19 protein-coding genes and 1 pseudogene are annotated in these 25,882 nt (G+C 55.6%); 11 read left to right on the top strand and 9 right to left on the bottom strand.

All coding sequences use genetic code 11. The features are described from left to right. Window positions 1-58: 58 nt before the first annotated feature. Together WM46_RS20870 and WM46_RS20865 are read right to left on the bottom strand one after the other, a co-directional pair. Entirely contained in the window at window positions 59-583 is a 525-nt protein-coding gene (locus tag WM46_RS20870; protein ID WP_262360405.1) for an Imm57 family immunity protein, read from the bottom strand. Window positions 584-588: 5 nt separating this feature from the next. Further along, entirely contained in the window at window positions 589-4,761 is a 4,173-nt protein-coding gene (locus WM46_RS20865) for an RHS element core protein (protein WP_102603208.1), read from the bottom strand. A gap of 300 nt (window positions 4,762-5,061) precedes the next feature. Between WM46_RS20865 and WM46_RS20860 the strand changes: the two are divergent. From WM46_RS20860 to nikR, 7 genes and pseudogenes are all read left to right on the top strand, one after another. After that, window positions 5,062-6,100 (top strand): annotated as a pseudogene (locus WM46_RS20860) (IS630 family transposase). Between the two features lie 303 nt (window positions 6,101-6,403). Then, window positions 6,404-7,978 (top strand): nickel ABC transporter substrate-binding protein, encoded by a 1,575-nt coding sequence (nikA, locus tag WM46_RS20855; RefSeq protein WP_102603207.1) that lies wholly within the window; start codon window positions 6,404-6,406, stop codon window positions 7,976-7,978. After that, the gene (gene nikB / locus WM46_RS20850) at window positions 7,978-8,922 is read left to right on the top strand and encodes a nickel ABC transporter permease subunit NikB (RefSeq protein ID WP_102603206.1); all 945 of its coding nucleotides are present in this window, start codon (window positions 7,978-7,980) and stop codon (window positions 8,920-8,922) included. The genes nikA and nikB overlap by 1 nt, the downstream gene beginning before the upstream one ends. Further along, window positions 8,919-9,752, top strand: coding sequence for a nickel ABC transporter permease subunit NikC (gene nikC, locus WM46_RS20845; protein ID WP_102603205.1), 834 nt, complete (start codon window positions 8,919-8,921; stop codon window positions 9,750-9,752). Before nikB ends, nikC begins: the two co-directional genes overlap by 4 nt. Continuing rightward, window positions 9,752-10,516: a nickel import ATP-binding protein NikD gene (gene nikD / locus WM46_RS20840; protein ID WP_102603204.1), complete on the top strand. Its 765-nt coding sequence runs from the start codon at window positions 9,752-9,754 to the stop codon at window positions 10,514-10,516. The genes nikC and nikD overlap by 1 nt, the downstream gene beginning before the upstream one ends. Beyond that, window positions 10,513-11,310: a nickel import ATP-binding protein NikE gene (gene nikE, locus WM46_RS20835; protein ID WP_187394408.1), complete on the top strand. Its 798-nt coding sequence runs from the start codon at window positions 10,513-10,515 to the stop codon at window positions 11,308-11,310. Before nikD ends, nikE begins: the two co-directional genes overlap by 4 nt. A 12-nt stretch (window positions 11,311-11,322) precedes the next feature. Continuing rightward, window positions 11,323-11,724, top strand: coding sequence for a nickel-responsive transcriptional regulator NikR (nikR, locus tag WM46_RS26425; protein WP_042323093.1), 402 nt, complete (start codon window positions 11,323-11,325; stop codon window positions 11,722-11,724). Between the two features lie 94 nt (window positions 11,725-11,818). Here the strand turns inward: nikR and WM46_RS20830 are convergent, their stop codons facing one another. The 4 genes from WM46_RS20830 to WM46_RS20815 all read right to left on the bottom strand — a co-directional run bounded on the left by WM46_RS20830 (window position 11,819) and on the right by WM46_RS20815 (window position 18,260). Beyond that, on the bottom strand, window positions 11,819-12,943 hold the full coding sequence (locus tag WM46_RS20830) for an ABC transporter permease (protein WP_102603203.1): 1,125 nt from the start codon (window positions 12,941-12,943) through the stop codon (window positions 11,819-11,821). Next, on the bottom strand, window positions 12,943-15,681 hold the full coding sequence (gene rbbA / locus WM46_RS20825) for a ribosome-associated ATPase/putative transporter RbbA (RefSeq protein WP_102603202.1): 2,739 nt from the start codon (window positions 15,679-15,681) through the stop codon (window positions 12,943-12,945). Before rbbA ends, WM46_RS20830 begins: the two co-directional genes overlap by 1 nt. Further along, window positions 15,678-16,745: an HlyD family secretion protein gene (locus tag WM46_RS20820; RefSeq protein WP_061076009.1), complete on the bottom strand. Its 1,068-nt coding sequence runs from the start codon at window positions 16,743-16,745 to the stop codon at window positions 15,678-15,680. The genes rbbA and WM46_RS20820 overlap by 4 nt, the downstream gene beginning before the upstream one ends. Window positions 16,746-17,066: 321 nt before the next feature. Beyond that, window positions 17,067-18,260 (bottom strand): NAD(P)/FAD-dependent oxidoreductase, encoded by a 1,194-nt coding sequence (locus WM46_RS20815; RefSeq protein ID WP_102603201.1) that lies wholly within the window; start codon window positions 18,258-18,260, stop codon window positions 17,067-17,069. A gap of 230 nt (window positions 18,261-18,490) precedes the next feature. On the opposite strand from WM46_RS20815, the gene pitA reads away from it, so the two are divergent. Further along, window positions 18,491-19,990 (top strand): inorganic phosphate transporter PitA, encoded by a 1,500-nt coding sequence (pitA, locus tag WM46_RS20810; protein ID WP_061076007.1) that lies wholly within the window; start codon window positions 18,491-18,493, stop codon window positions 19,988-19,990. Window positions 19,991-20,050: 60 nt separating this feature from the next. On the opposite strand, the gene uspB is transcribed toward pitA, so the two are convergent. Further along, on the bottom strand, window positions 20,051-20,386 hold the full coding sequence (gene uspB / locus WM46_RS20805; RefSeq protein ID WP_042323109.1) for a universal stress protein UspB: 336 nt from the start codon (window positions 20,384-20,386) through the stop codon (window positions 20,051-20,053). Window positions 20,387-20,788: 402 nt separating this feature from the next. On the opposite strand from uspB, the gene uspA reads away from it, so the two are divergent. Further along, complete coding sequence (gene uspA / locus WM46_RS20800; RefSeq protein ID WP_000323571.1) at window positions 20,789-21,223, top strand: universal stress protein UspA; 435 nt, start codon at window positions 20,789-20,791, stop codon at window positions 21,221-21,223. 264 nt (window positions 21,224-21,487) lie between these two features. Next, on the top strand, window positions 21,488-22,960 hold the full coding sequence (dtpB, locus tag WM46_RS20795; protein ID WP_102603200.1) for a dipeptide/tripeptide permease DtpB: 1,473 nt from the start codon (window positions 21,488-21,490) through the stop codon (window positions 22,958-22,960). A gap of 59 nt (window positions 22,961-23,019) precedes the next feature. Here the strand turns inward: dtpB and WM46_RS20790 are convergent, their stop codons facing one another. Continuing rightward, window positions 23,020-23,523, bottom strand: a complete 504-nt coding sequence (locus tag WM46_RS20790; RefSeq protein WP_061076005.1) for an RrF2 family transcriptional regulator — start codon at window positions 23,521-23,523, stop codon at window positions 23,020-23,022. A 232-nt stretch (window positions 23,524-23,755) separates the two neighbouring features. Between WM46_RS20790 and WM46_RS20785 the strand changes: the two genes are divergently transcribed. Next, on the top strand, window positions 23,756-24,958 hold the full coding sequence (locus WM46_RS20785; protein ID WP_102603199.1) for an NAD(P)/FAD-dependent oxidoreductase: 1,203 nt from the start codon (window positions 23,756-23,758) through the stop codon (window positions 24,956-24,958). Window positions 24,959-25,047: 89 nt separating this feature from the next. On the opposite strand, the gene rsmJ is transcribed toward WM46_RS20785, so the two are convergent. Further along, entirely contained in the window at window positions 25,048-25,806 is a 759-nt protein-coding gene (gene rsmJ, locus WM46_RS20780) for a 16S rRNA (guanine(1516)-N(2))-methyltransferase RsmJ (protein ID WP_061076003.1), read from the bottom strand. Window positions 25,807-25,882: the final 76 nt, after the last annotated feature.

The raw sequence follows: 25,882 nt of genomic DNA, 5'->3' as shown, positions 1-25,882 counted from the left end.
ATCTTCACCACACAGTTACCATGACAGATGACTACTCGATTTATGGTGATCTATTTCATTATTCATCCGTACATTTAACTGACTTGTTAATGCCCTTGATCGTATCATCAATCCTCCATTGTATATTACTTTCATTCGCACATATATATTTGATATTTAAATCAGAGAATCTAGGTGCATTAGTTTTTTTTATAAATAGCACTTCTTTAATGCAATCATCTACAAGTTGTTTCGGGTTTAAATTTTTTAAAAATGGTTTTATACGCTTCCCTTTATTTAACAGATAACACGTATATGACTCAGAGAGGCTAGCATCTATTTTATATTGCATTATCTTTGATAATGAAGCAAGAGATGCTCTGTCATTACTTACTGCTATATAGGCTAATCCAAGTTCAGCATCTGAATCTTTGCACGCAAAAGAACTACTCCCACAAGCTTCTCTACCTTCCTTTGTGCTTGAAGATATTCTCTCCCACAATATAGCATTTTCAGCCACTTTTAACTCTCGCAATCTCAGGTCCGCCAGAGTCGCATTAGAAAAAAACAATAAAAACAGGAAAATGAAAATGATTGGTTTCATGCTAATTAATCCGTTACAGTTAATGAACTATCAGGTTCAGCAGCCAACATCTCATTTAATGTCTCCATATCCTCCGAAGAGCCAGTAACACAACCTTCAGAACAAAATCGTGGACCTAATGATGGCCCGAATGCATTCAAACAACTATGTGTTAAGAAACCACTTCGACCATAAGTCTCTGTATCATCAGAGGGAACCAGTCTGGTACCATTAGGTTTAGTATTTCTGGCACCAGGTCCATTGACATTCCATGTCCATAAACCTTGAGGGATTGGCCCCCTATTTGCTAAATGAGTACAGTCAGGATTATTTTTACATTGCATATTATTACCGTTATTCCCAGATGCAACGGGTATATTCAGCACATCATGGACATTATCAACATTTGGTATATCCGAAACACATGAAAGCATACCTATCGTTATACTATACATACAAGTAGCTAAACCTAAAGGGTCTATTCCTGCAATCGGATTCAATGGGTAATTATACAGGTTCCATCCCCCTTTCAGCCCTATCGGGTCCTGCGTGATATACCGTCCCAGCCCCGGCGCATAATACCGGTGCCGGTTGTAATACAGCCCCGACTCCTCATCGTACTGCTGCCCCGGCAGACGGATAAACTGTTGTAGATTATCCGGATTAACTTCATGCAACAGATTTCCCCATTCATCATACTCCCCGCGCCACGCCATCTGGTTATCCGGGGTAATCAGCGCCAGCGGCAGACCACGATGGTCACAGTGGTAAAGATGCAGCGTCCTCTGCGGCTCATCGTGTGGCTCCAGCTGTCCCGCCATCTGCTCCACCGTCAGGCCGCACTGCGCCAGAAATGCCCGGCTCTCCTCGCTCACTGCGTTACGCCTCAGCTCGTCCTCCAGCCTGTCCAGCAGGGTCACCAGCGCTGCCGGAAGCTGTACCGCCTGACCGTCTTCACTTCCTTCCTGCGCCAGCTTCTCCGCCAGGCTCCGGGGCTGTGCCTTCGCCTGCTCTGCACTGTCGGTTTCAATGCGTACCAGCGGCGTGAAGCTCCCCGGCCCGTACACTGTCTGGACGCGGCTCTGTGCCGTCTGAGTGGTCGTCAGCCTGTCTCCCTCCCAGCCGTACCACGTCACTTCCGCCTTTTTCGCCAGCGCCATATACCCCGCAAGACTGCGCTCCCGCTTCCACACCCGTTTACCCACCCGACGGCCCAGCGGGTCGTAAATATACCGTCCCTCTGTCTGCGTTTCGCCGTGTTGTGTGTGCACATAGTGGACCAGCCGGTGCTGGTTATCATATTCGTAACGGTGTGCTCGTTCGTCGTTCATCCTGATAACCCCTTCCGGGATGCGGTCCGTCTTCTCCGTCAGTCTGCCGTATTTGTCATAGCGGTACAGGTACTGCACATCTTCCGTGATGCGGTTATCCGCCCACACCGTGCTGCTGCTCTCAGGGTAAAACTCCGGGTCCGGCAGCCGGTTGCCCGCCGGGTCCGTGGCATACAGCAGGGTGATGTCCAGACCGGGACGGGTGGTGTGGACTCCTGTTAAGCGCCCTGTATCGCTGTAGTGGAACGCCCTTGTCTGCTGCGGCCCGCTGATGCGTACCAGCCTGCCTCCCTCATCGTAACCGTATTCCCGGTTCAGTTGCGGCTGCGTCAGGTGCTGCTGAAGCTGGCCGCCCGGTGTGTATATGCTGGTCAGTTCATAACTTTCCGGGAGGGTGTCCGGACCGAACCGCCGCGACACCTCACGGTGCAGTCGGTCTCGCGTGTATTCCACCAGCGGCATGTCGCCCAGCTTCATTCCCGCCAGATAACCGCTCCCGTACGTCAGCCACTCCACCAGCGGCAGACCGTCCGGCTTAAACCGGTTCGCCAGCCCCGGCTCACTGTATGCCTGCTGTGTCTCATGCTGCCATAACAGTTCCCCGGTCTCAGGGGCATTCACCGTCTGCTGCTCACTGATGAGGCGGCCTTTATCGTCGTAACCGTAGTGAATGGTGACGCGGTGTCCCTCGCTGAGATGGCTCAGCTCCGTCAGCCAGCCGTGTTCGTCGTAGCGCCACTGTTCCGCCGCCTCGTCGTTGACGGTGCGGTGCGTCAGCCGGTCTGATTCATCGTAATGCCAGAGGGTGACAAGGCTTTCGTCCTCACTGCGTATAAGCTGCCCGGTGGCGGCGTAGCGGTAACGCTGCGTCCTGCCGTCAAAGCCGGTCTGCTGTGTCAGACGGTCCGAAAGGTCGTACGTGAAGGTGGTGTGGCTGCCGTTTTCGTTAGTGAGTTGCGTCACACGGCCTGCGGTATCGTATTCCACCCGGCGCGTCAGGCCGCCGGTGGTGGTGTTCACTGCCCGGCCCGCCGCATCATACGCGGTTTCCGTGCGCACGCCGTCCGGTCCGGTGACGGCTGTCAGGTCGCCGGCGTCGTTATAGCCGTAACGGGTTTCATGTCCCTGTGCGTCTTTCTGGCTGACCAGCCTGCCGCGGGTATCATACTGCCGGTAAAGACTCAGCCCTTCCTCGCGGTGAATGGCGGTGGTCTGGCCGTAACGGTCATATTCATACCGGGTCTGATACCCCGAACAGTCGGTGAAGGTCAGCAACTGTCCGTAGCGGCTCCAGGTCAGCTGTTTCCGGCTGCCGGTGGCATCCTGTACTGCAGAGGGGGATTCATCCTGCGGACTGTCGTAAAAATACTGCGTCGTCCCGCCAGCACGCGACGTCTCCGCTGTCAGCCTGCCGTTATCGTCGTATTCCTGTGTGCTCCGCAGCCCGTCCGGGTATGTGATGGAGGTTAACTGCCGCCGGCTGTTGTAACCATAGCGCACACGCCGGCCATCCGGTGATGTGATTTCTGAAACGTCACCGGAGGCAATATTGTGCCGGTATTCCGTTTTTCTCCCCGCAGCGTCGGTCTGCGCGGTGAGCCAGCCCAGGATGTTGTACTCGCTGAGGGTTTCGCTGCCGTCGGCGTGACACTTTTTCACCACCCGCTTCAGCCCGCCTTCACCGTCAGTGTGCAGCACTTCACGGCGGTTCAGACTGTCGGTGATGGCGACGGCATTTTTCTCATACTCATAACGGTAATCCAGCCCTGCCGGGTTGTGCTGCTCCACCACACGGCCGGCGGCATCGTAGCGGTAGGTGGTCTGCGGACGTCCGGCATAACCGTGTGCCACCATCCTGCCGGGGTTACCGGCATCGTATGTGAAGCGCCGGACCAGCACGCCGCCCCGGTCATACACCGCCGCCAGTTCCCCGCGGTCAGTGTATTCATAGCGCACCAGCGGTATCGCCGGCAGGCTGTCCGGGTATGCCGGGTCCTGCACCAGCCAGACCGCCTCCAGACGGATACCGTCATCGGTACCGTACCCCGTGGCAGGCAGCGCCTCAGGCCAGGCCGCTAAACCAGACCGGCGGGCAGCGTCCGCGCGCTGCGCCTGCGTGGACAGCGCCAGGCGAAAGCGGCGACCGGCGCCGTCGGTGACGGCCGTGATATGGCCGGTGAACACCCCGTCAGCCTCACGATGACAGGTGAGCGTGCGCCCCGGGTTATCCGTCAGCCCGGTCAGCACCCGGTACGGCGGCAGCGGTGCGGGCAGGACCTCATCCGCACCCGGCACCCGCTCACTCCAGCCCAGCAGCCACCACGGTCCCTGCAGGCTGTCTGTTGCCAGGTACACATGCTCGCTGGTCCGGACGTCTTCCGGCAGACTCAGCCAGAGATGGTGCAGGGGATTGCTCTTGTCCAGTGTCAGCACACCGCCTCGCGCCAGCCAGAAGCGTTCGCTACGACTGAAGGCGGTTTCACCGGGAAACAGGTGTTCAAAGTAAATGCTGCGTCCGCCGTTGTCATTGAGGATAAGTTCCTCATCGCGAAGCTGTAAGCGGATATCGAAAGGGGCTTTCCAGCCGGGACCGAAGATGCCCGACGGGGCAGGCGTTTTCGTCCGGTAGCTGCTGTAGGCGCGGGTGAGAACAAACGGCAGGGGACCGGGCAGGGCGATATCGGTTTCACCGGGCAGGACTTTGGCGCCGAGTAAGGGATTGACCGGCGGGCCGTAGGTGACGCCGCCAGGGCAGACCGAGCAGGCCACGCCGGTGGGTGCGCCAATCATCACGCCCGCCGAGCCCTGGACTATCGGGCCGCCGACAGCCGTCATGTCGCCCATCCGGGCGACCGGTTTTCCGCTCATGATCCTCTCCTCAGCATTCCAATTCATCATTATCGAACATTCAGCAAGATGAGCGTAATCTTGTTGAGAGTAAAATTATTTATTCAAAGTCAAATTTATTATCTAATAACATAATTAAAAAGAAATAATAATAGATATAAATATTTAATAGAATCAAATAAATAAAACAAATAAAATAAATAAGAATTATATTCAAATGCGTAGTCTTTCGCGAAACCAATTCATAATCAATAAAAAAACAAATTTAATGTTTATACCCGTGATCATTGAAGATGCTTGATTTTTCGGCAACAGGAGATCATGCTGTTCACCATGAAAATATTCATCACTGACCAACAAAAAGCTGAACTTGAGCGCCTTCACGACTCCAGTCGTGACAAGCGCGTTTGCGATCGTATTAAAGCCATTCTTCTGGCCTCCGAAGGCTGGAGTTCTGCCATGATTGCTCAGGCTTTACGTCTGCATCAGACGACCGTTGACCACCATATCAGCGAGTTTCTGAACAAAGGCAAGCTTAAGCCCGAAAACGGCGGCTCAGACAGTAAACTCAGTTCTGAACAAACAGCCTTATTAATCAGTCAGTTAACCGATAATTTGTTTCACCATGCCCGCGATGTTATTGCGTTTGTTGCCCGGACATGGAACATCGTTTTCAGCGTTCCGGGCATGAACAAGTAGCTGCATCGTAACGGCTTCACTTACAAAAAGCCGTCAGGTGTCCCCCATAAGTTCAGTGAAGAGAAACAAAGACAATTTATTGAATATTATGAGGAACTGAAAGAAACCGTGGGTGATGAACCGGTTCTTTTTATTGATGGAGTCCATCCAACTCAGGCCACTAAAATCAGCTACGGCTGGATATGCAAAGGTCAGAAAAAAGCAGTAAAAACAACAGGCAGGTCGTACCCGGCTGAATATCATGGGGGCGCTGAATCTGAAGACCCCGGAATACCCGCTAATCTGCGAATATAAAACGATTAATGAATATAACGTATCCCGTTTTTTCAATGAGATACGAAAGGTTTATCCTGATTACAACCAGAAAATTCACGTTATTCTGGATGGAGCAGGTTATCACTGTTCACAGTTAGTGAAAGACTGGGCGGAGGTGGTAAATATCAGGCTACATTATCTTCCACCTTACAGTCCGAATCCGAATCCGATAGAGCGAATGTGGAAGTTAATGAACGAACATGCCCGGAATAATCGTTACTTCAGTAGTACGAAGGAATTCAGGGACGCAATATCTGAGTTTTTTAACCAGACGCTGCCGGATATAGCAGGTTCTCTGTCATCCCGAATTAATGATCACTTTCAGGTGCTGAAATCTGCATCTTGAGGTTTATTGGGTATAATTAAAAAATAGAAAAGAGATTAAAACTCTCATTAATCACCCATATTAAAATAGTGAGTCATAACATTCACCACAATATCCTTAGGGTTGCTGAAAAATCGCTTTCGCCATACAAAGGCAAGTTGGACGAAGGCGCAACGATGTCTGGAGAGTGTGAATGACATACGATTTTCGTATAATTCACGCCTTTGACCGCCCTTCTCTTGATCCAGAACACGTCAAAAGTATGATGATTCTTTAGAATCGTCATACTCATTAAGTCGTACCTCTACATCATTCGGGATCACCATTTTGTCCAGACTACGCCGCACACTTTTTGCGCTGCTGGCCTGTGCGTCATTCCTTACGCACGCCGCTGCCACTGATGAAATCACTACCGCCTGGCCGGTCAACGTTGGGCCACTTAACCCCCATCTGTATACCCCTAACCAGATGTTCGCCCAGAGCATGGTCTATGAACCGCTGGTGAAGTATCAGGCCGATGGTTCGGTCATTCCGTGGCTGGCGAAAAGCTGGACCCACACGGAAGATGGCAAAACCTGGACCTTCACCCTGCGTGATAATGTGACCTTCTCAAACGGTGATGCGTTCGACGCCCATGCCGCGGCGGAAAACTTCCGCGTGGTACTCGATAACCGTCAGCGTCATGCCTGGCTGGAACTGGTCAATCAGATCGTCGACGTGAAAGCGCTCGACAAAAACCAGTTACAAATCACCCTGAAAAGCGCCTATTACCCGTTCCTGCAAGAGCTGGCGCTGCCGCGCCCGTTCCGTTTTATCGCGCCATCGCAATTTAAAGACAACGAAACGATGCGCGGCATTAAAGCGCCGATTGGCACCGGCCCATGGGTACTGAAAGAGTCGAAGCTCAATCAGTACGATGTACTGGTACGCAACGATCGCTACTGGGGTGAAAAGCCGCAGATTCAAAAGATTACCGTCAAAGTGATCCCGGACCCGACGACCCGCGCCGTAGCGTTTGAAACTGGCGACATCGACCTGCTGTACGGTAACGAAGGGTTGTTGCCGCTCGATACCTTCGCCCGTTTCAGTCAGAACCCGAACTACCGTACCCAGCTTTCCCAGCCGATTGAAACGGTAATGCTGGCGCTCAATTCGGCCAAAGCACCGACCAATGAGCTGGCAGTACGTGAAGCACTGAACTATGCGGTGAACAAGAAATCGTTGATCGACAATGCGCTGTACGGCACGCAGCAGGTCGCCGACACGCTGTTCGCCCCGACGGTCCCTTATGCCAACGTTGGCCTGAAACCACGTCAGTACGACCCGCAGCAGGCGAAAGATCTGCTGGAAAAAGCCGGCTGGACGCTACCCGCGGGCAAAGACATTCGTGAGAAAAACGGTCAACCGCTGCGCATTGAGCTGTCGTTCATTGGCACCGATGCGCTGAGTAAGTCGATGGCGGAAATTATCCAGGCCGATATGCGCCAGATTGGTGTTGATGTCGCACTGATCGGCGAAGAAGAGAGCAGTATTTACGCACGCCAGCGCGACGGTCGCTTCGGTATGATCTTCAACCGCACCTGGGGCGCGCCGTATGACCCGCACGCCTTTATGAGTTCGATGCGCGTGCCGTCGCATGCGGATTACCAGGCACAGCAGGGTTTGGCTGACAAAGCCTTGATTGACAAAGAGATTGGCGAGGTGCTGGAAACCACCGACGACACCCAGCGTCAGGCGCTGTACAAAGACATCCTGACCCGCCTGCACAACGATGCGGTCTATCTGCCCATCAGCTATGTCTCGATGATGGTGGTCGCCAGACCTGAACTGGGCACAATTCCGTATGCGCCTATCGCTTCTGAAATTCCGTTCGAACAGATTAAACCGGTGAAACCCTGATGTTGCGTTATGTACTGCGGCGCATTCTGCTGCTGATTCCGATGATTTTCGCCGCCTCGGTGATCATCTTCCTGATGCTGCGCCTGGGCACCGGCGACCCGGCGCTCGACTATCTGCGCTTATCGAACCTGCCGCCGACGCCGGAAATGGTGGCCTCAACCCGCGTAATGCTGGGACTGGATCAGCCGCTTGTCGTGCAGTACGGCACCTGGCTGTGGAAAGCGCTGCATCTGGATTTTGGTATCTCGTTCGCTACCCAGCGCCCGGTACTGGATGACATGCTGAATTTCCTGCCCGCGACGCTGGAACTGGCGGGCGCGGCACTGGTGCTGATCCTGCTGACTTCCGTACCGCTCGGCATCTGGGCGGCGCGCCACCGCGACCGTCTGCCAGATTTCGTCGTGCGACTGATCGCCTTTCTCGGCGTGTCGATGCCGAACTTCTGGCTCGCCTTCCTGCTGGTGATGTTCTTTTCGGTATACCTGCAGTGGCTGCCCGCGATGGGCTACGGCGGCTGGCAGCATCTTATTTTACCGGCGGTGTCGATCGCCTTTATGTCCCTGGCGATTAATGCCCGACTCCTGCGCGCCAGCATGTTAGAAGTCGCCGGGCAGCGTCACGTCACCTGGGCGCGCCTGCGCGGACTGAACGACAAACAAACCGAGCGCCGCCATATTTTGCGTAACGCCTCGCTGCCGGTCATCACCGCGGTCGGGATGCACATCGGCGAACTGATTGGCGGGACGATGATTATCGAGAACATCTTTGCCTGGCCTGGCGTTGGCCGCTATGCCGTCTCGGCCATCTTTAACCGCGACTACCCGGTGATTCAGTGCTTTACGCTGATGATGGTGGTGGTCTTCGTGGTCTGTAACCTGATTGTTGATCTGCTGAACGCCGCGCTGGACCCGCGCATTCGTCGTCATGAAGGAGCGCACTCGTGAACTTTTTCCTCTCTTCACGCTGGTCGGTTCGTCTGGCCATGATTGTCATCGCCCTGCTGGCGGTGATTGCGCTGACCAGCCAGTGGTGGCTGCCGTATGATCCGCAAGCGATCGATTTACCCTCGCGCCTGTTGGCGCCGGACAGCCAGCACTGGCTGGGTACAGACCATCTGGGACGCGATATTTTCTCTCGCCTGCTGGCTGCGACCCGCGTGTCGCTGGGTTCGGTGATGGCCTGTCTGCTGCTGGTGCTGGCGCTGGGACTGATCGTCGGTGGTAGCGCTGGACTGCTGGGTGGTCGCGTCGATCAGGCCACCATGCGTATCGCCGATATGTTTATGACCTTCCCGACCTCCATTCTGTCGTTCTTCATGGTCGGCGTATTGGGCACGGGACTCACCAACGTGATTATCGCCATCGCCCTGTCACACTGGGCGTGGTATGCGCGGATGGTGCGCAGTCTGGTCATCTCCCTGCGCCAGCGCGAGTTTGTTCTCGCCTCACGGCTTTCCGGCGCGGGTCATGTCCGGGTATTCATCGACCATCTGGCCGGGGCGGTGATCCCATCGTTACTGGTGCTGGCCACGCTGGATATTGGCCACATGATGCTGCACGTTGCCGGGATGTCTTTCCTCGGCCTTGGCGTGACGGCACCGACGGCGGAATGGGGGGTGATGATTAACGACGCCCGCCAGTACATCTGGACCCAGCCGCTGCAAATGTTCTGGCCGGGGCTGGCGCTGTTTATCACCGTGATGGCCTTCAATATGGTGGGTGACGCCCTGCGCGATCACCTGGATCCTCATCTGGTCACGGAGCATGCCCACTGATGCCACAGCACATTGAACTGCAAAACATCGCCTTACAGGCCGATCGCCCGCTGGTGCACGACGTATCATTGACGCTCAAACGCGGACGTGTGCTGGCGCTGGTGGGTGGCAGCGGTAGCGGTAAATCGCTGACCTGCGCGGCGGCGCTGGGGATTTTGCCCGCAGGCGTTCGCCAGACAAGCGGAACGCTTCTTGCTGACGGTAAGCCGGTGGCACCTTGTTCCCTGCGAGGGTTCAAAATCGCCACCATTATGCAAAATCCGCGCAGCGCGTTTAATCCGCTGCATACGATGGCGACTCACGCGCGGGAAACCTGTCAGGCATTGGGTAAACCGGCAGATGACGCCACGCTTATCCACGCCCTGCAAGCCGTGGGCCTGGAGCATGCCGATCGCGTGCTGAAGCTCTATCCGTTCGAGATGAGCGGCGGCATGCTGCAACGCATGATGATCGCGATGGCGGTACTGTCCGATGCGCCGTTTATCGTCGCCGATGAGCCGACCACCGACCTGGATGTGGTGGCGCAGGCGCGCATCCTCGATCTGCTGGAGAGCATTATGCAGAGCCGGGCGCCGGGCATGCTGTTGGTGACGCACGATATGGGTGTGGTCGCACGACTGGCCGACGATGTGGCGGTGATGGATAACGGAAACATCGTCGAACAGGGCGACGTGGAAACCCTGTTCAGGGCCCCCAGACACGCCATCACCCGCGGTCTGGTATCGGCACATCTCGCCCTGTACGGTATGGAGTTAGCCTCATGACTTTACTCAGCGTCTCTGACCTCTCTCATCAGTATGCCCATGCCAGTCTGGGGAAACATCAGCATCAGCAGGTACTGAAAGACGTCTCCCTGAACCTGAAAAGCGGCGAAACCGTTGCCCTGCTGGGGCGCAGCGGTTGCGGGAAAAGTACGTTAGCGCGTCTGCTGGTCGGGCTGGAATCGCCTAGTCAGGGAAGCGTGAGCTGGCGCGGTGAACCGCTGGCAAAACTGAACCGGGCTAAACAAAAGGCATTTCGCCGTGATATCCAGATGGTCTTTCAGGATTCCATTAGCGCGGTGAATCCGCGTAAAACCGTCTGCGAGATCCTGCGTGAGCCGATGCGTCATTTACTCTCATTGTCCAAAGCCGAACAGCTGGCGCGAGTACGCGAGATGCTTAACGCCGTCGATCTGGATGAAAACCTGCTGGATAAACGTCCGCCACAGCTCAGCGGCGGTCAGCTCCAGCGCGTCTGTCTGGCCCGCGCACTGGTGGTGGAGCCGAAACTGTTGATTCTCGATGAAGCGGTGTCGAATCTCGATCTGGTGTTGCAGGCAGGCGTCATTCGTCTGCTCAAAAAACTACAGCAGCAGTTTGGTACCGCCTGCCTGTTTATCACCCACGATCTGCGGCTGGTGGAGCGTTTTTGCCATCGCGTAATGGTGATGGAAGACGGGCAAATAGTTGAGACACAAACGGTGGGTGAGGCATTAACCTTTTCCTCCGAGGCCGGTCGTGTGCTACAAAAGGCGGTACTCCCCGCCTACCCCGTGCGCCATCGCGCCATTTCGTAAGGTTGATATCTGATGCAACGAGTCACCATCACGCTTGATGACGATTTACTGGAGACGCTGGATAGCCTGAGCCAGCGTCGTGGTTACAACAACCGCTCCGAAGCCATTCGTGACATTCTGCGCGGCGCGCTGGCGCAGGAAACCACTCAGGAGCACGGCACCCAGGGCTTTGCGGTGCTCTCCTACGTGTATGAACATGAGAAGCGTGATTTAGCCAGTCGCATTGTGTCGACCCAGCACCATCACCATGATTTGTCCGTCGCCACACTGCATGTGCATATCAATCATGACGACTGTCTGGAGATTGCCGTCCTGAAAGGCGATATGGGCGATGTTCAGCATTTTGCCGATGATGTTATCGCCCAGCGCGGCGTGCGCCACGGCCATTTACAGTGTTTGCCGAAGGAAGAGTAAGCGTCAACGATGCCGCCGGGGGCGCTTCGCTTGCCCGGCCTGGATTTTGCGCTCCCGTAGGCCGGATAAGGTGTAACCACCATCCGGCATCTGATTACGCCATCGTGCCAATCGTCTTTCTGAAACGCAGTAGCGCGATCAGGAAGAATACGCCGCCAATGGCGAGGAGCGTCAGAAACTGCGGCCAGACAATGCTGAACCCGGCGCCGCGGTAGAGAATTGCCTGCGCAAGACTGACAAAATGTGTCGTCGGCATCGTCAGCATGATGTCCTGCACCGCCTGCGGCATGCTTTCGCGCGGCGTGGAACCACCAGATAGCATTTGCAGTGGCAAAAGCACCAGAATCATCAACAGCCCCAGTTGTGGCATGGAACGCGCCAGCGTGCCCATAAAAATACCGATCGAGGTGGTGGCGAACAGGCTCAGCGCCACACCCAACATGAACAGCGGAATGGACCCTTCTATCGGCACGCCGAGCGCCCCTTTCACCATCAGCATCAGCGACAGCCCCGAGACCACTAGCACCACCAGTCCCATCGACCAGACTTTCGCCATCATGATCTCAAACGGGGTGATCGGCATCACCAGCAGGTGTTCCACCGTGCCGTGTTCACGTTCGCGAATCAGCGCCGAACCGGTCAGCACAATCGCCAGCATGGTGATGTTATTGATGATCGCCATCACCCCGCCAAACCACGCCGGATCAAGGTTTGGGTTAAAGCGCATTCGGGTCTCCAGCGAAACCAACGGCTCGCTGTTATCGCGATAACGCGCGACAAAACTGTTCACTTCGCCGCTGATGATATTCTGGATGTAACTGTTGCCGGTGAACGCCTGACTCATACGCGTGGCGTCAACGTTCACCTGAATATCTGGTTGCCTTCCGGCCAGCACGTCCCGTTGAAAGTTAGGCGGAATATTGACCGCAAAGGTATAGCGACCCGCATCCAGCCCGGCATCCATCTCATCGGCGGTGATCATCTCCGGCGGTAAAAACCACGGACGGTAGAAGCTGTTGACGATACGATTCGAGAGCTGCGACTGGTCCATATCGGCAATGGCAATCGGCGCGAGATGCAGCGACCCCGGCAGCACGGTCGCGGAGGAGTATACCGAGACGGTAAAGGCAAACACGATCAGCGTCAGCATCGCCTTATCGCCCAACAGGCTGCGCAACTCCTTGATGCCTAAATTATAAATATTGCGTAGTCGGCGCATCACCCCTCCTGTTTTTTCAGCAATAGCACGCTCAGCCCCATCACCACCGGGATGGCGATCAGCAGCGGTACAAACAGCGGCCAGAGATCGGTGAGATCCAATGCTTTCGAGAATGTGCCGCGGGCGATCGTCAGGAAATGGCTGGTTGGGTAGATCTCGCCGATCCACCGCCCCGGTCCTTCCAGCGACGCCACCGGATCGATCATCCCGGAGAACTGCGTCGCCGGGATCAGGGTAATGATGGACGTGCCAAAAATCGCCGCAATCTGACTCTTCATGAACGTGGAGATCAGCAGCCCCATCCCGGTGGCGATGGTGACATACAGTAGCGCGGCCAGGCTGAGCGTGAGGAAACTGCCTTTGTGCGGTACGCCAAAAACAAACACCGACAGAGCACACAGCAACAGGAAATTCAGCATCCCCAGCGCGATATATGGCAGCTGTTTACCCAGCAAAAACTCACTGCGGGTGGTAGGCGTTACGTACAGGTTGATGATCGACCCCAGCTCTTTTTCCCGCACCACGCTCAGTGCACTCAGCATCGACGGAATCATCATCAGCAACAACGGGATGACCGCCGGCACAATGGCCGGCAGGCTCTTCACGTCCGGGTTGTAGCGATAACGCGTTTCAATGGTCATGAGTCCACTCTGCCCCACCGGCGTCGGCTGGCGGCTCGCCACGTCCTGTAACCAGCTCTGGTGCATCGCCTGCACGTAACCTTTTACCGTCTCGGCACGGCTGGGCATGGCGCCATCCACCCAGACGCCAATCGCCACCGGCGTCCCCCGCGCAATGTCACGGCCAAAGTTGGGCGGGATTTCGATGGCCACCGCCACCTCGCCGGAACGCATCCGCCGGTCGAGATCGTCATAGCTGGTCAGCGGCGGCTGTTCAATGAAGTAGCGCGAACCCGCCAGATTCAATGACCAGGCCTGGCTGCTGACGGTTTGATCGCGATCGAGTACGGCAAAACGCAGATTTTCGACGTCCATGCTGATGCCGTAACCCATGATCAGCATCAGGATCACCGTTCCCAGCAGCGCCAGCGTCGAACGTACCGGATCGCGCCTGAGTTCCAGTGCTTCGCGACGGCTGTAGCTGAACAGTCGCCGCAGGCTGAATCCCTGACGCGGCGGCTTCGCCTCTTCATGTTTTGTTTCAACTGGCACAGAGGCTTCAGGCGCCGGGCCCGCCGCCTCCTGGAGCCAGGAGATAAACGCCTCTTCAAGGCTTGCAGCCCCGCGCCGTTCAACCAGCTCCTGCGGCGTACCGCTGGCGAGCACTTTTCCGGCATGCATCAACGACATGCGGTCACAGCGCTCGGCTTCATTCATAAAGTGGGTGGAGATAAAAATGGTCACTTTGTCCTGACGCGACAGATCGACCATCAGTTGCCAGAACATATCCCTGGCCACCGGGTCAACGCCGGAGGTTGGTTCGTCGAGGATCAACATTTCCGGGCGATGGATCACCGCCACCGCCAGCGACAGCCGCTGGCGAATGCCGAGCGGGAGCGACTCGGGCAACGTATCCTCAACCTCCGCCAGCATAAAACGTTCGCTCATCTCCTGAACGCGCTGGGGGATTTCCGCTTCCGGGATGTGAAACAACCGGGCGTGGAGTTCAAGGTTCTGTCGAACCGTCAGCTCGCTGTACAGCGAAAACGCCTGCGACATGTAGCCCACCCGGCGGCGGGTGTCGATATCCTTCGGGTCAACCGGTTGACCAAACAGCCAGGCCTCACCTTCACTGGCAGGCAGCAGCCCGGTCAGCATCTTCATGGTGGTCGATTTACCGCAGCCGTTGGAACCGAGGAAGCCAAAAATCTCCCCTCGCGGGATGCGAAAGTTAACGTGATCGACGGCGACAAAATTGCCGAAGCGCATGGTCAGGTCTTTTGCCTCAATGGCGATCTCTTCCTGCTCTGCGTGATACGGCGGGATCACCACTGGTTGATACGCCTGGCGCTGCGCCTGCGGTAACAGGGCGATAAACGCCTGTTCCAGCGTCGCGCTGGCGGTTTGATCGCGGAGTTCCTGCGCGCTGCCGGTCGCCAGCACCTCGCCGGCGTTCATCGCCACCAGCCAGTCAAAACGCTCGGCTTCTTCCATATACGCCGTCGCCACCAGCACGCTCATGTTGGTCTGCCGCTGACGGATGTTGTCGATCAGATCCCAGAACTGGGCGCGAGACAGGGGATCAACGCCGGTGGTCGGTTCATCCAGTATCAATAATTCCGGATCATGGATCAGCGCACAGCACAGACCCAACTTCTGTTTCATCCCGCCCGAGAGTTTCCCCGCCGGACGATCGCGAAACGGGGCAAGACCGGTGCTGTTCAGTAACTCCGTAATCCGCGCTTCGCGCTCGGCTTTGTCATGACCAAACAAACGGGCGAAGAAGTCGACGTTCTCATACACCGACAACGTGTGATACAGGTTTTTTCCCAGCCCCTGCGGCATCCACGCAATACGCGGACAGACGTCACGACGGTGTTTCGGATCGCGCATGTCGCCGCCCAACACCATGACGTTGCCTTGCTCAATCACCCGAGCGCCGGAAATGAGCGACAGCAGGCTTGATTTCCCCACGCCGTCGGGGCCAATCAACCCCACCATGCAGCGCGCGGGGATATCCAGCGTGATGTTATTCAGCGCCACCGTGGTCCCGTAATGCTGACTCACGCCGTCAAGGTGCGCCACGGGAGGAACGGGAACCAGCGCCAGAGAGGTCATTGCGGCAACCTCACCGCCAGCGAGTCAGGCCAGGGAAGCTGTTCGTTCAGTCGCACCCACGCCATGCCTGGCAGTCCGGTTTTGACATATTCCAGATGCTGCTGGAGTAATTCCGGGGGGATACGCGCCTTGACGCGAAACATTAGCTTCAGGCGCTCATCGCTGGTTTCAACGGTTTTCGGCGTGAACTGCGCGACGCTGGCGACAAAACTGATAGTGGCAGGAATACGCAGATCCGGTGCGGCATCAAGCACCAGACGGGCTTCACCGCCAATTTTCAGCAAACCTGCCTGTTCGGTAGGCAGGAAGAACGTCATGTAAACATCGCTGAGATCGACCATATTCAGCACCCGACCGCCCGCCGCCAGCACTTCGCCCGGCTCCGCCACGCGGTACTGAACCCGGCCATCACGCGGGGCTTTAAGCTCGCTGTCTTCGATATCCGCAACAATCCGCCGTTCGGTCGCCTGCGCGGCATCGACGCGGGTTTGCGCCTGAATAATGCTGGTGCGTGCGGCTTCAATCGCTGCTTTCGTCGCGGAGACCTGCGCCTTTGCCGACTCCAGCGCCGCACGTGCGCTTTCCGCCGCGGCGCGATCGTCATCCAGCTGTTGCGCCGAGACCGCGCCACGCTGGGAGAGCGAGCGGGAACGGACGTGACGTTTGGAGACGGAATCCAGCTCGGCTTCACGCTGTTTCACCACCGACTGGGCAGCGCGGGTTTCGCTTTGCCGCTGTTCGAGCAGCGCCCGTGCGGCAGCCACGGCGCTTTCGGCCTCTTTGATTTGTGCGATGGCTTCCAGCCGTTGCTCCTGCAACACGCGGGTATCCATCTTCGCCAGCACTTCGCCCTGGCGAACAAACTGCCCCTCTGTCACCAGAATGGTATCAATACGTCCGGCGATTTTGGTGGCGATGTCCACTTCCGTCGCCTCGATTCTGCCGTTGCTGGCAGCAAAACCGTCCGGTACGCCTGCGGGCCGTAGTACCCACCACACGCCAGCAGCGATCACCACCAGTACGCCCACAACCCACCACGTCAGATGACGCTTAATGTTGTCCATAATCGACCCGCCATAATCCCTGTTAGTAAACAATGCGTGTCACAAAACCCCACTAAACGGACGTTCAGCGGTATCTTCCCTCCGGGATAAGAAGGAAAAAGTGAGAGTGGCCGGGCGACATGCAGACGTCATGACTGCGCTCGCCGTGAAGGAAAGTGAATGACAGAGAAGTGCGAAAAACGGGTAGTAATGTTGTCATCATCAGCGTTCCTGGCCGTAAATGAAACACGCATACTCATAGCTAGTATCAATGGAATACTAGCATCATTATGGATGATGTCTATTCGCTTATCGTTTGTAATGATATGCAGGGTGAATCACTTATTCCCCGGCAAGATCCTGCGCGCATGCCCAGGCGCTGGACCACGCCCACTGGAAGTTGTAACCGCCCAGCCAGCCAGTGACGTCCATCACTTCGCCGATAAAGTAGAGACCCGGCACCTTGCGCGCTTCCATGGTGCGTGACGACAGTTCGTGGGTGTCTACCCCGCCAAGGGTCACTTCTGCCGTGCGATAGCCTTCAGTGCCATTCGGCTGTACGCGCCAGTCGGTCAACGTATCGATCAGCGTCTGCTGGTCGCGAACGTTGAGCTGTTTGAGCGAGACGTCAGGGATCTGCCCGAGCTGTTGCAGGCACTCCACCAGACGCTTCGGCAGCAGCATCGCCAGCGTATTCTTCAGGCTTTGATTCGGATGGGCGCTGCGTTGTTCGTTAAGGACGTCATCCAGACTGACATCCGGCAGTAAATTGATGCTGACGAATTCGCCTGGCTGCCAGAAGCTGGAAATCTGTAAAACCGCAGGGCCAGAAAGGCCGCGATGGGTAAAGAGCAGATTTTCACGAAAGACGGTACCGTCCTGCGCGGTGATGACCGACGGAACGGAAACGCCAGACAGCACCTGAAGCTGCTCCAGCAGCGGTTTGTGCAGGGTAAACGGCACCAGCCCGGCGCGGGTTGGCAAAACGTTCAGGCCAAACCGTTCGGCAATTTTATAGCCAAACGGCGACGCGCCCAGACCTGGCATCGACAGCCCGCCTGAAGCAATCACCAGTTTTTTCGCGCCGACGATCGCCCCGTTCAGCTCCAGCGTAAAACCATCATCATCCCGCGCAACGCTCAGAACTTCACTGCGTAAGCGCAGGGTTACATTGCCTTTTTCGCATTCCGCCACCAGCATATCGACGATTTGCTGTGCGGAATCATCGCAAAAAAGCTGCCCGAGCGTTTTTTCATGCCAGGCAATACCGTGTTTACCCACGAGATCGATGAAATCCCACTGGGTATAGCGCGCCAGCGCAGACTTGCAAAAATGCGGGTTCTGACTCAAATAAGCCGCCGGCTCAACATAAAGGTTCGTAAAGTTGCAGCGACCCCCACCGGACATGAGGATCTTGCGGCCAGGCTTCTTTCCATTATCAATGAGCAGCACCCGACTGCCGGCCTGTCCTGCCTGTGCTGCACAGAACATACCTGCCGCGCCAGCGCCTATAATAATGGCATCAAACCTTTCCACTTTACGTTCCTCTCTGAATTCAGGGCGTGAATTGTAAAGTTATCTCAGTGGTCGCACCAGCGACAAAATCCTTAGGAAGAAGTATTTATATGAAATATATAAGATAATTCTTTATAGGCACTATTGTATTCAGACGTTAAATCAAAAAAAGTCTATATTTCACTTTGCCCGCGCCGCTAAAGTCACTGATAATGCGCCGCGTTCATGTCCTCAAGATGGCGTAACGTCCTATGCTACATTTGTTTGCTGGCCTGGATTTACATACCGGGCTTTTATTATTGCTTGCTCTGGCTTTTGTGCTGTTCTACGAAGCAATCAACGGCTTCCATGATACAGCCAACGCAGTCGCAACCGTGATCTACACCCGTGCGATGCGTTCGCAGCTTGCGGTGGTCATGGCTGCGGTGTTCAACTTCTTTGGTGTGCTGCTGGGCGGTCTCAGCGTGGCCTATGCCATCGTGCATATGTTACCGACCGATCTCCTGCTCAACATGGGATCTTCGCACGGACTCGCGATGGTGTTCTCCATGCTGCTCGCCGCCATCATCTGGAACCTGGGAACCTGGTACTTTGGTTTACCCGCCTCCAGTTCCCACACGCTGATTGGCGCGATTATCGGCATCGGTTTAACCAATGCGCTGATGACCGGCACGTCAGTGGTGGACGCACTTAACATCCCGAAAGTCATGGGTATTTTTGCCTCGCTGATCGTCTCGCCCATCGTTGGCCTGGTGGTCGCAGGCGGCCTGATTTTCCTTCTGCGTCGCTACTGGAGCGGTACCAAAAAACGCGCCCGTATTCACCTCACGCCTGCGGAACGTGAAAAGAAAGACGGCAAGAAAAAGCCGCCGTTCTGGACCCGTATCGCCCTGATTCTTTCTGCTATCGGCGTGGCCTTCTCGCATGGCGCGAACGACGGTCAGAAAGGCATTGGTCTGGTGATGCTGGTACTGATTGGTGTGGCGCCGGCGGGCTTCGTGGTGAACATGAATGCCTCGGGTTATGAAATCACCCGTACCCGTGATGCCATCAACAACGTCGAAATCTACTTCCAGCAGCATCCTGATCTGCTGAAGAAAGTGACGGGCGTCGATCAACTCATTCCATCTCCGGAACCGGCCGCGACGCAGCCGACGGAATTCCACTGCCATCCGGCAAACACCCTTAACGCGCTGGATCGCGCGAAGGCGATGCTGTCGAACAATGTGGAAAGCTATGACAAGCTGAGCGTTGAGCAGCGCGGCCAACTGCGTCGCATCATGCTGTGCATCTCCGACACAACCGATAAAGTGACGAAGCTGCCGGGCGTAAGCGCTGACGATCAGCGTCTGCTGAAGAAACTGAAAACCGATATGCTGAGCACCATTGAGTATGCGCCGATCTGGATCATCATGGCGGTCGCGCTGGCGCTGGGTATTGGTACCATGATCGGCTGGCGCCGCGTGGCGACCACCATCGGTGAGAAGATTGGTAAGAAAGGCATGACCTATGCTCAAGGGATGTCTGCGCAGATGACGGCAGCCGTCTCTATCGGTCTGGCCAGCTACACCGGGATGCCGGTGTCCACCACCCACGTACTCTCTTCCTCCGTCGCGGGGACGATGGTTGTCGACGGTGGGGGTCTGCAGCGTAAAACGGTGACCAGCATTCTGATGGCGTGGGTGTTCACATTACCCGCCGCGATTCTGTTGTCCGGTACGCTGTACTGGATCTCGCTGAAGCTTATCTAAGCGAAAGAGAAAAGAAGTTACCGTAGCAAGCGGGTCAGGAAACTGGCCCGCTTTTTTTGCTCAGTGCCAAATCATCAATGCAATAAGACTGACCACCACGAGCCCACATAGCGCGCTGGTCAGAATGAACTGACGACGTACCCGCTCACAGCGGCGGATAAACTCATCATCATGGTGATCGCGGTAGCGCTGGGCGTAGATATACCACACCAGGCGTACCTGCTTATTGGGTTGGCCGTGCGAGGTGAAAAAGCCGCCCCCGTCAACATACTGATAGAGCAAAGGATCGCAACCACGAAGTACCACGAGCAGCGCGCGTAGCGACGAGAAATAGCGCGCCATATTCACAATGCAAACAACACATAATGCCCAGAATAATGCAACGGTGCTTATCATACGACCTCCCCGGCGACCCGCCCACGGAGCTCCGCTCCGGGACTACCGCTCCCCGAAACTTGCCAGACAGTCAATGAAAAAGTACGACTAAAAACCGCTCATTTTGAGCTTATCATCAGAGCGGCTCTCTAAATAGTGTAGGAGATCAGTTAATTTTTTTGCCAGAAGGTTAATCACTATCAATGCAATTATCTAAATATTTTGTTTAACTATTTGGTAAGCAAGGCGGATTGACGGATTATCCAGGTCGCTATAATGTAAGGATAGTCTCTACAATTCACCTCATCGCGGCTGAGCTAGCCCCGCGTAGACATATCGCACAGTTCGCAGGACGCGAGTGACGCAAGGTAGAAAAATCGCTAGCTGGCTGGTCATCGACAACTTTATGGAAGGAGTAATACTATGGCTTACAAACACATTCTCATCGCGGTTGATCTTTCTCCGGAAAGCAAAGTTCTGGTAGAAAAAGCCGTCTCTATGGCACGGCCGTACAACGCAAAAGTTTCCCTTATCCACGTTGATGTAAACTACTCTGACCTTTATACCGGCCTGATCGACGTCAATCTGGGCGACATGCAAAAACGCATTTCTGAAGAAACTCACCACGCACTGACCGAACTGTCCACCAACGCAGGCTATCCGATTACCGAAACCCTGAGCGGCAGCGGCGATCTGGGTCAGGTGCTGGTTGACGCTATTAAGAAATACGACATGGACCTGGTTGTTTGCGGTCATCACCAGGACTTCTGGAGCAAACTGATGTCCTCCGCGCGTCAGCTGATCAACACCGTTCACGTCGACATGCTGATTGTTCCGCTGCGCGACGAAGAAGAATAAAACATCGCTAACCGGGTCATCCGGTCATGTCAGAGCGCCCGCCTATGCGGGCGTTTTTGTTTCTGCCATCCCCATACCTGAACAGTACAACCTTCCAGGCCATCAATCACAATTAGTGTGATCAACTGATTAGAATGAAATCAATCTGTATAATACTCTACGCTACCGGCCAATGGCCGCAGTCTATAACAGAGTCAGACTTTTTCGGCGCGTTTTGTATTACGCGTTCATACTTTTCGGGATGGCATTGAAAGGCGAAGCAATATGAATACATCTGCACCAACGGGTTTGCTGCAGCAACCCCGCCCGTTCTTCATGATCTTTTTTGTCGAGTTATGGGAACGATTTGGTTATTACGGCGTTCAGGGTATCCTGGCGGTTTTCTTTGTTAAGCAACTGGGATTCTCACAAGAGCAGGCGTTTATCACCTTCGGTGCCTTTGCCGCACTGGTCTACGGTCTGATCTCGATTGGGGGGTACGTTGGCGACCACCTGCTCGGCACCAAACGTACGCTGGTGCTGGGCGCGATTGTGCTGGCGCTTGGTTACTTCATGACGGGAATGTCGTTGCTCAAACCGGACCTTATTTTTATCGCGCTTGGGACGATTGCCGTCGGCAACGGCCTGTTTAAGGCGAACCCGGCAAGCCTGCTCTCCAAATGCTATCCGCCAAAAGATCCACGTCTGGATGGCGCATTCACGCTGTTCTACATGTCGATAAACATCGGTTCGCTGCTGTCGCTGTCACTGGCGCCGGTGATCGCGGATAAGTTTGGCTATGCCGTCACCTACAACCTGTGCGGGGCGGGGCTGATTGTCGCGCTGCTGGTCTATTTCGCCTGCCGCGGTATGGTGAAAGATATCGGTTCCGAGCCAGACCATCTGCCGATGAGCTTCCGCAATCTGCTGTATGTCCTGATTGGCACCGTGGCGATGGTCTTCCTCTGCGCCTGGCTGATGCACAACGTGAAAATCGCCAACCTGGTGCTGATTGTTCTGTCGATTGTGGTGACCATTATCTTCTTCCGCCAGGCTTTCAGACTGGATAAAACCGGACGCAACAAGATGTTTGTGGCGTTTATTCTGATGCTTGAAGCGGTGCTGTTTTATATTCTGTATGCGCAGATGCCAACTTCACTGAACTTCTTTGCCATCAACAACGTTCACCATGAGATCCTCGGTTTCACTATTAACCCGGTGAGCTTCCAGGCGCTGAACCCGTTCTGGGTGGTGGTTGCCAGCCCGGTACTGGCGGCGATCTATACGCGACTGGGTAGCAAAGGCAAAGACCTGACGATGCCGATGAAGTTTACTCTCGGGATGTTCCTGTGTTCGCTGGGCTTTCTGACCGCCGCTGCGGCGGGGATGTGGTTTGCAGATGCGCAGGGACTGACGTCACCGTGGTTTATCGTACTGGTTTATCTGTTCCAGAGTCTCGGCGAGTTGCTGATTAGCGCGCTGGGGCTGGCGATGGTCGCGGCGCTGGTTCCGCAGCATCTGATGGGCTTTATTCTTGGGATGTGGTTCCTGACGCAGGCCGCTGCGTTCCTGCTGGGGGGTTACGTCGCGACCTTTACCGCCGTACCGGAGAACATCACCGACCCGCTGCAGACATTGCCGATCTATACAGGCGTGTTCAGTAAAATCGGGCTGGTGACGCTGGCTGTCACTGTCGTGATGGCGCTGATGGTGCCGTGGCTGAACCGGATGATTAATACGCCGGATACCACGCAATAATCGTGATTGCCGGATGTTGGCTTTGCCTCATCCGGCCTGGATTTTCGTGCCAGAGACATTCATCCTTTGCGTACGTTAATCCATTCCTGTACCTCGACCACAAAGGTCTCGGGCGCTTTGCGATACATTTTGCGCGCCAGGTCGAGAATCGTATGCTGCCCTAATGCTTCTTCCATGCGCTGCTGCGCCATATCCATTACCGAGCGGACGCCGCAAATCCCTTCACAGGCCCATGCGGGCGGCTGTTCCTCAAAAACCGCCAGCCGCTGGCGGATCTCCCGACATTCAAAGATACGCTTGTCACCGTCGATCGCGTTGACCACATCCAACACCGTAATGTGCTCGGCAGGTCTGGCGAGCTGAAAACCGCCGCCTTTCCCCTCAATACTACGCACCAGTCCCGCCTTCGACAGACGGGTAAAAATTTTGGCCAGATAATCGTAGGGCACGCTTTGCAGATCGGCAATTTCGCGCACGCTCATATCGCGGGCATCCCCTTTGCTATCCACCATACACATCAGGCTATGAATGCCGTACTCAACCCCGGAACTGTAGAATGCCATGCTCTTATCTCAGCCAAAATAATTCTGAGTTATTGTAGCTTTTTCATCATCACCATTCCAGACAAGAAGCGAGAAGCAGGTAGGGTAAAATATTTAATTTATTATTTTTCAATATGATAAACACATATTACTCCGTTTATCCCCAGAGGAGCCTGAAATCAGATTGCATCTTTTAACTACGACAAATAAAATCCGAGTAAATCAACCATCATGACTACCGGATGAAACCAACATGCGTAAACAAATTCTGATCGTCGGGGCAGGCTTTTCGGGGATGTGGGCTGCACTCAGCGCGGCTCGTCTGCTTGATAAAGAAGCCAACCCGAACATTGATATCACCGTCATTGCTCCTCAGCCCGAGCTGCGTGTTCGTCCGCGTTTTTATGAGAATGCGGTTGAAACACTCGTCGCGCCGCTCCAGCCGCTGTTCGATATCACCGGCGTTAACTTTCTGCGTGGGACAGTTGACCAGCTTCTTCCCGCATCAAAAGAAGTGAGCTGGACGGATGCCAGCGGTGAAACGCGATTACAGCGCTACGACCGCTTAGTCCTCGCCAGTGGCAGTCACGTAAACCGCTCGCAGGTGGCGGGTGCACAAGCCCACGCCTTCGATCTGGATCAACTGGAAAGCGCAGCAGTACTTGAAAAACATTTGCAGGATCTGGCAAACCAACCCGAGAGTGATGCGCGTAATACGGTGGTCGTTTGCGGCGGTGGTTTTACCGGCATCGAAATGGCGCTGGAATTGCCTGGCCGTCTGCGTGATATCCTTGGCGCAGAAGCTAAGACCAGAGTGGTCGTAGTTGAACGCGGTGCGCAGCCTGGCTCACGCTACAGCGAAGCATTGCGTAACGTCATTGTCGACGCCTCGGCTGAACTGGGTGTGGAATGGCGAGTGAATGCCGAAGTGGAAAGCGTGGATGCCTCTGGCGTTACGCTGAAGGACGGACAAACCATTGCCTCACAGACTGTCATCTGGACCGTGGGTGTCCAGGCTAACGATCTGACAACACAAATTGATGCTCCGCGTGACCGTCAGGGGCGGCTGCACGTCAACGCCAACCTGCAAGTGGTGGGCTATGACGATATTTTTGCCACGGGCGATGTGGCTTACGCCGCCACTGACGATAAGGGCAATCACGCGTTAATGACCTGCCAACACGCAATCCTGCTGGGCAAATTTGCTGGCAACAACGCCGCAGCCAGCCTGCTGGACGTCGCCCCGCTGCCGTATCGTCAGGAAAACTACGTCACCTGTCTGGATTTGGGGGCCTGGGGCGCGGTCTATACCGAAGGATGGGATCAGCAGGTAAAACTGACGCGTGCCGAGGCAAAGAAACTGAAGCTGTCGATCACTCGCGAACTGATCTACCCGCCGAAAGCCGATAAAGCCGCCGCATTTGAAATTGCCGATCCGCTGGCACCGTTTGTGTAATCCGGATTGCCGGATGGCGGCTCACGCCTTACCCAGCCTACGCGCTTCACGTCGTAGGCCGGATACGCGCAGTGCCATCAGGCGGTCTGTTAATCCGCCAAAGGCGTGCCGGCATAAATATCAAACCGATGCCCTTTGGTTACCACCGCATTCGGCGTAGCAACATCCGCCAGCGGCGGCGCGTAGTCCGGGCGTTTCACCACCACGCGTTTGGTTGCGAGCTGACGCGCCGGTTCAAGCAGGCCGTCGGCGTCCAGATCCGGCCCGACCAGCGACTGAAAGACCCGCATCTCTTTCTTCACCAGCGCACTTTTCTGCTTGTGAGGAAACATGGGATCGAGATAGACCACCTGCGGACGCGGCGTGATATCGGTCAGCGCCGTCAGGCTGGAAGCATGGATCAGCTGCAGTCGCGCCTGCAACCACGGGCCGATTTCCGCATCGGCATAGCCGCGCGCCAGTCCGTCGTCGAGCAACGCCGCCACCACCGGATTACGCTCCAGCATCCGCACATGACAGCCAACGCAGGCGAGGACAAATGCATCACGCCCCAGACCCGCGGTCGCATCGACGACATCTGGCAGATAGTCGCCTTTAACACCCACGGCTTTTGCCACCGCTTCGCCGCGACCGCCGCCGAACTTGCGGCGATGGGCCATCGCCCCGCCGACAAAATCCACGAAAATGCCGCCGAGCTTCGGTTCATCGCGCTTACGCAGCTCCAGATGCGCCGGTGTCAGCACCAGCGCCATCAGGTTATCTTCGTCATGCTCCAGTCCCCAGCGGGCGGCCAGAACAGATAAGGCGCCGTCTCCGGCGCCCGTTTCATCAACTAAGCAGATTTTCAATTCCGCTTTACCCTAAATAATTCGAGTTGCATCAAGACAACAAGGGAACGAATCCCTGGAAGCGTACAACGCGTAC

The organism is Citrobacter freundii complex sp. CFNIH2 (genome assembly GCF_002880615.1).
Taxonomy (GTDB): Bacteria; Pseudomonadota; Gammaproteobacteria; order Enterobacterales; family Enterobacteriaceae; genus Citrobacter_A; species Citrobacter_A amalonaticus_F.
The sequence above is the reverse complement of the archived record's forward strand: the minus strand, read 5'-3'. Positions and strand labels throughout refer to the sequence as shown.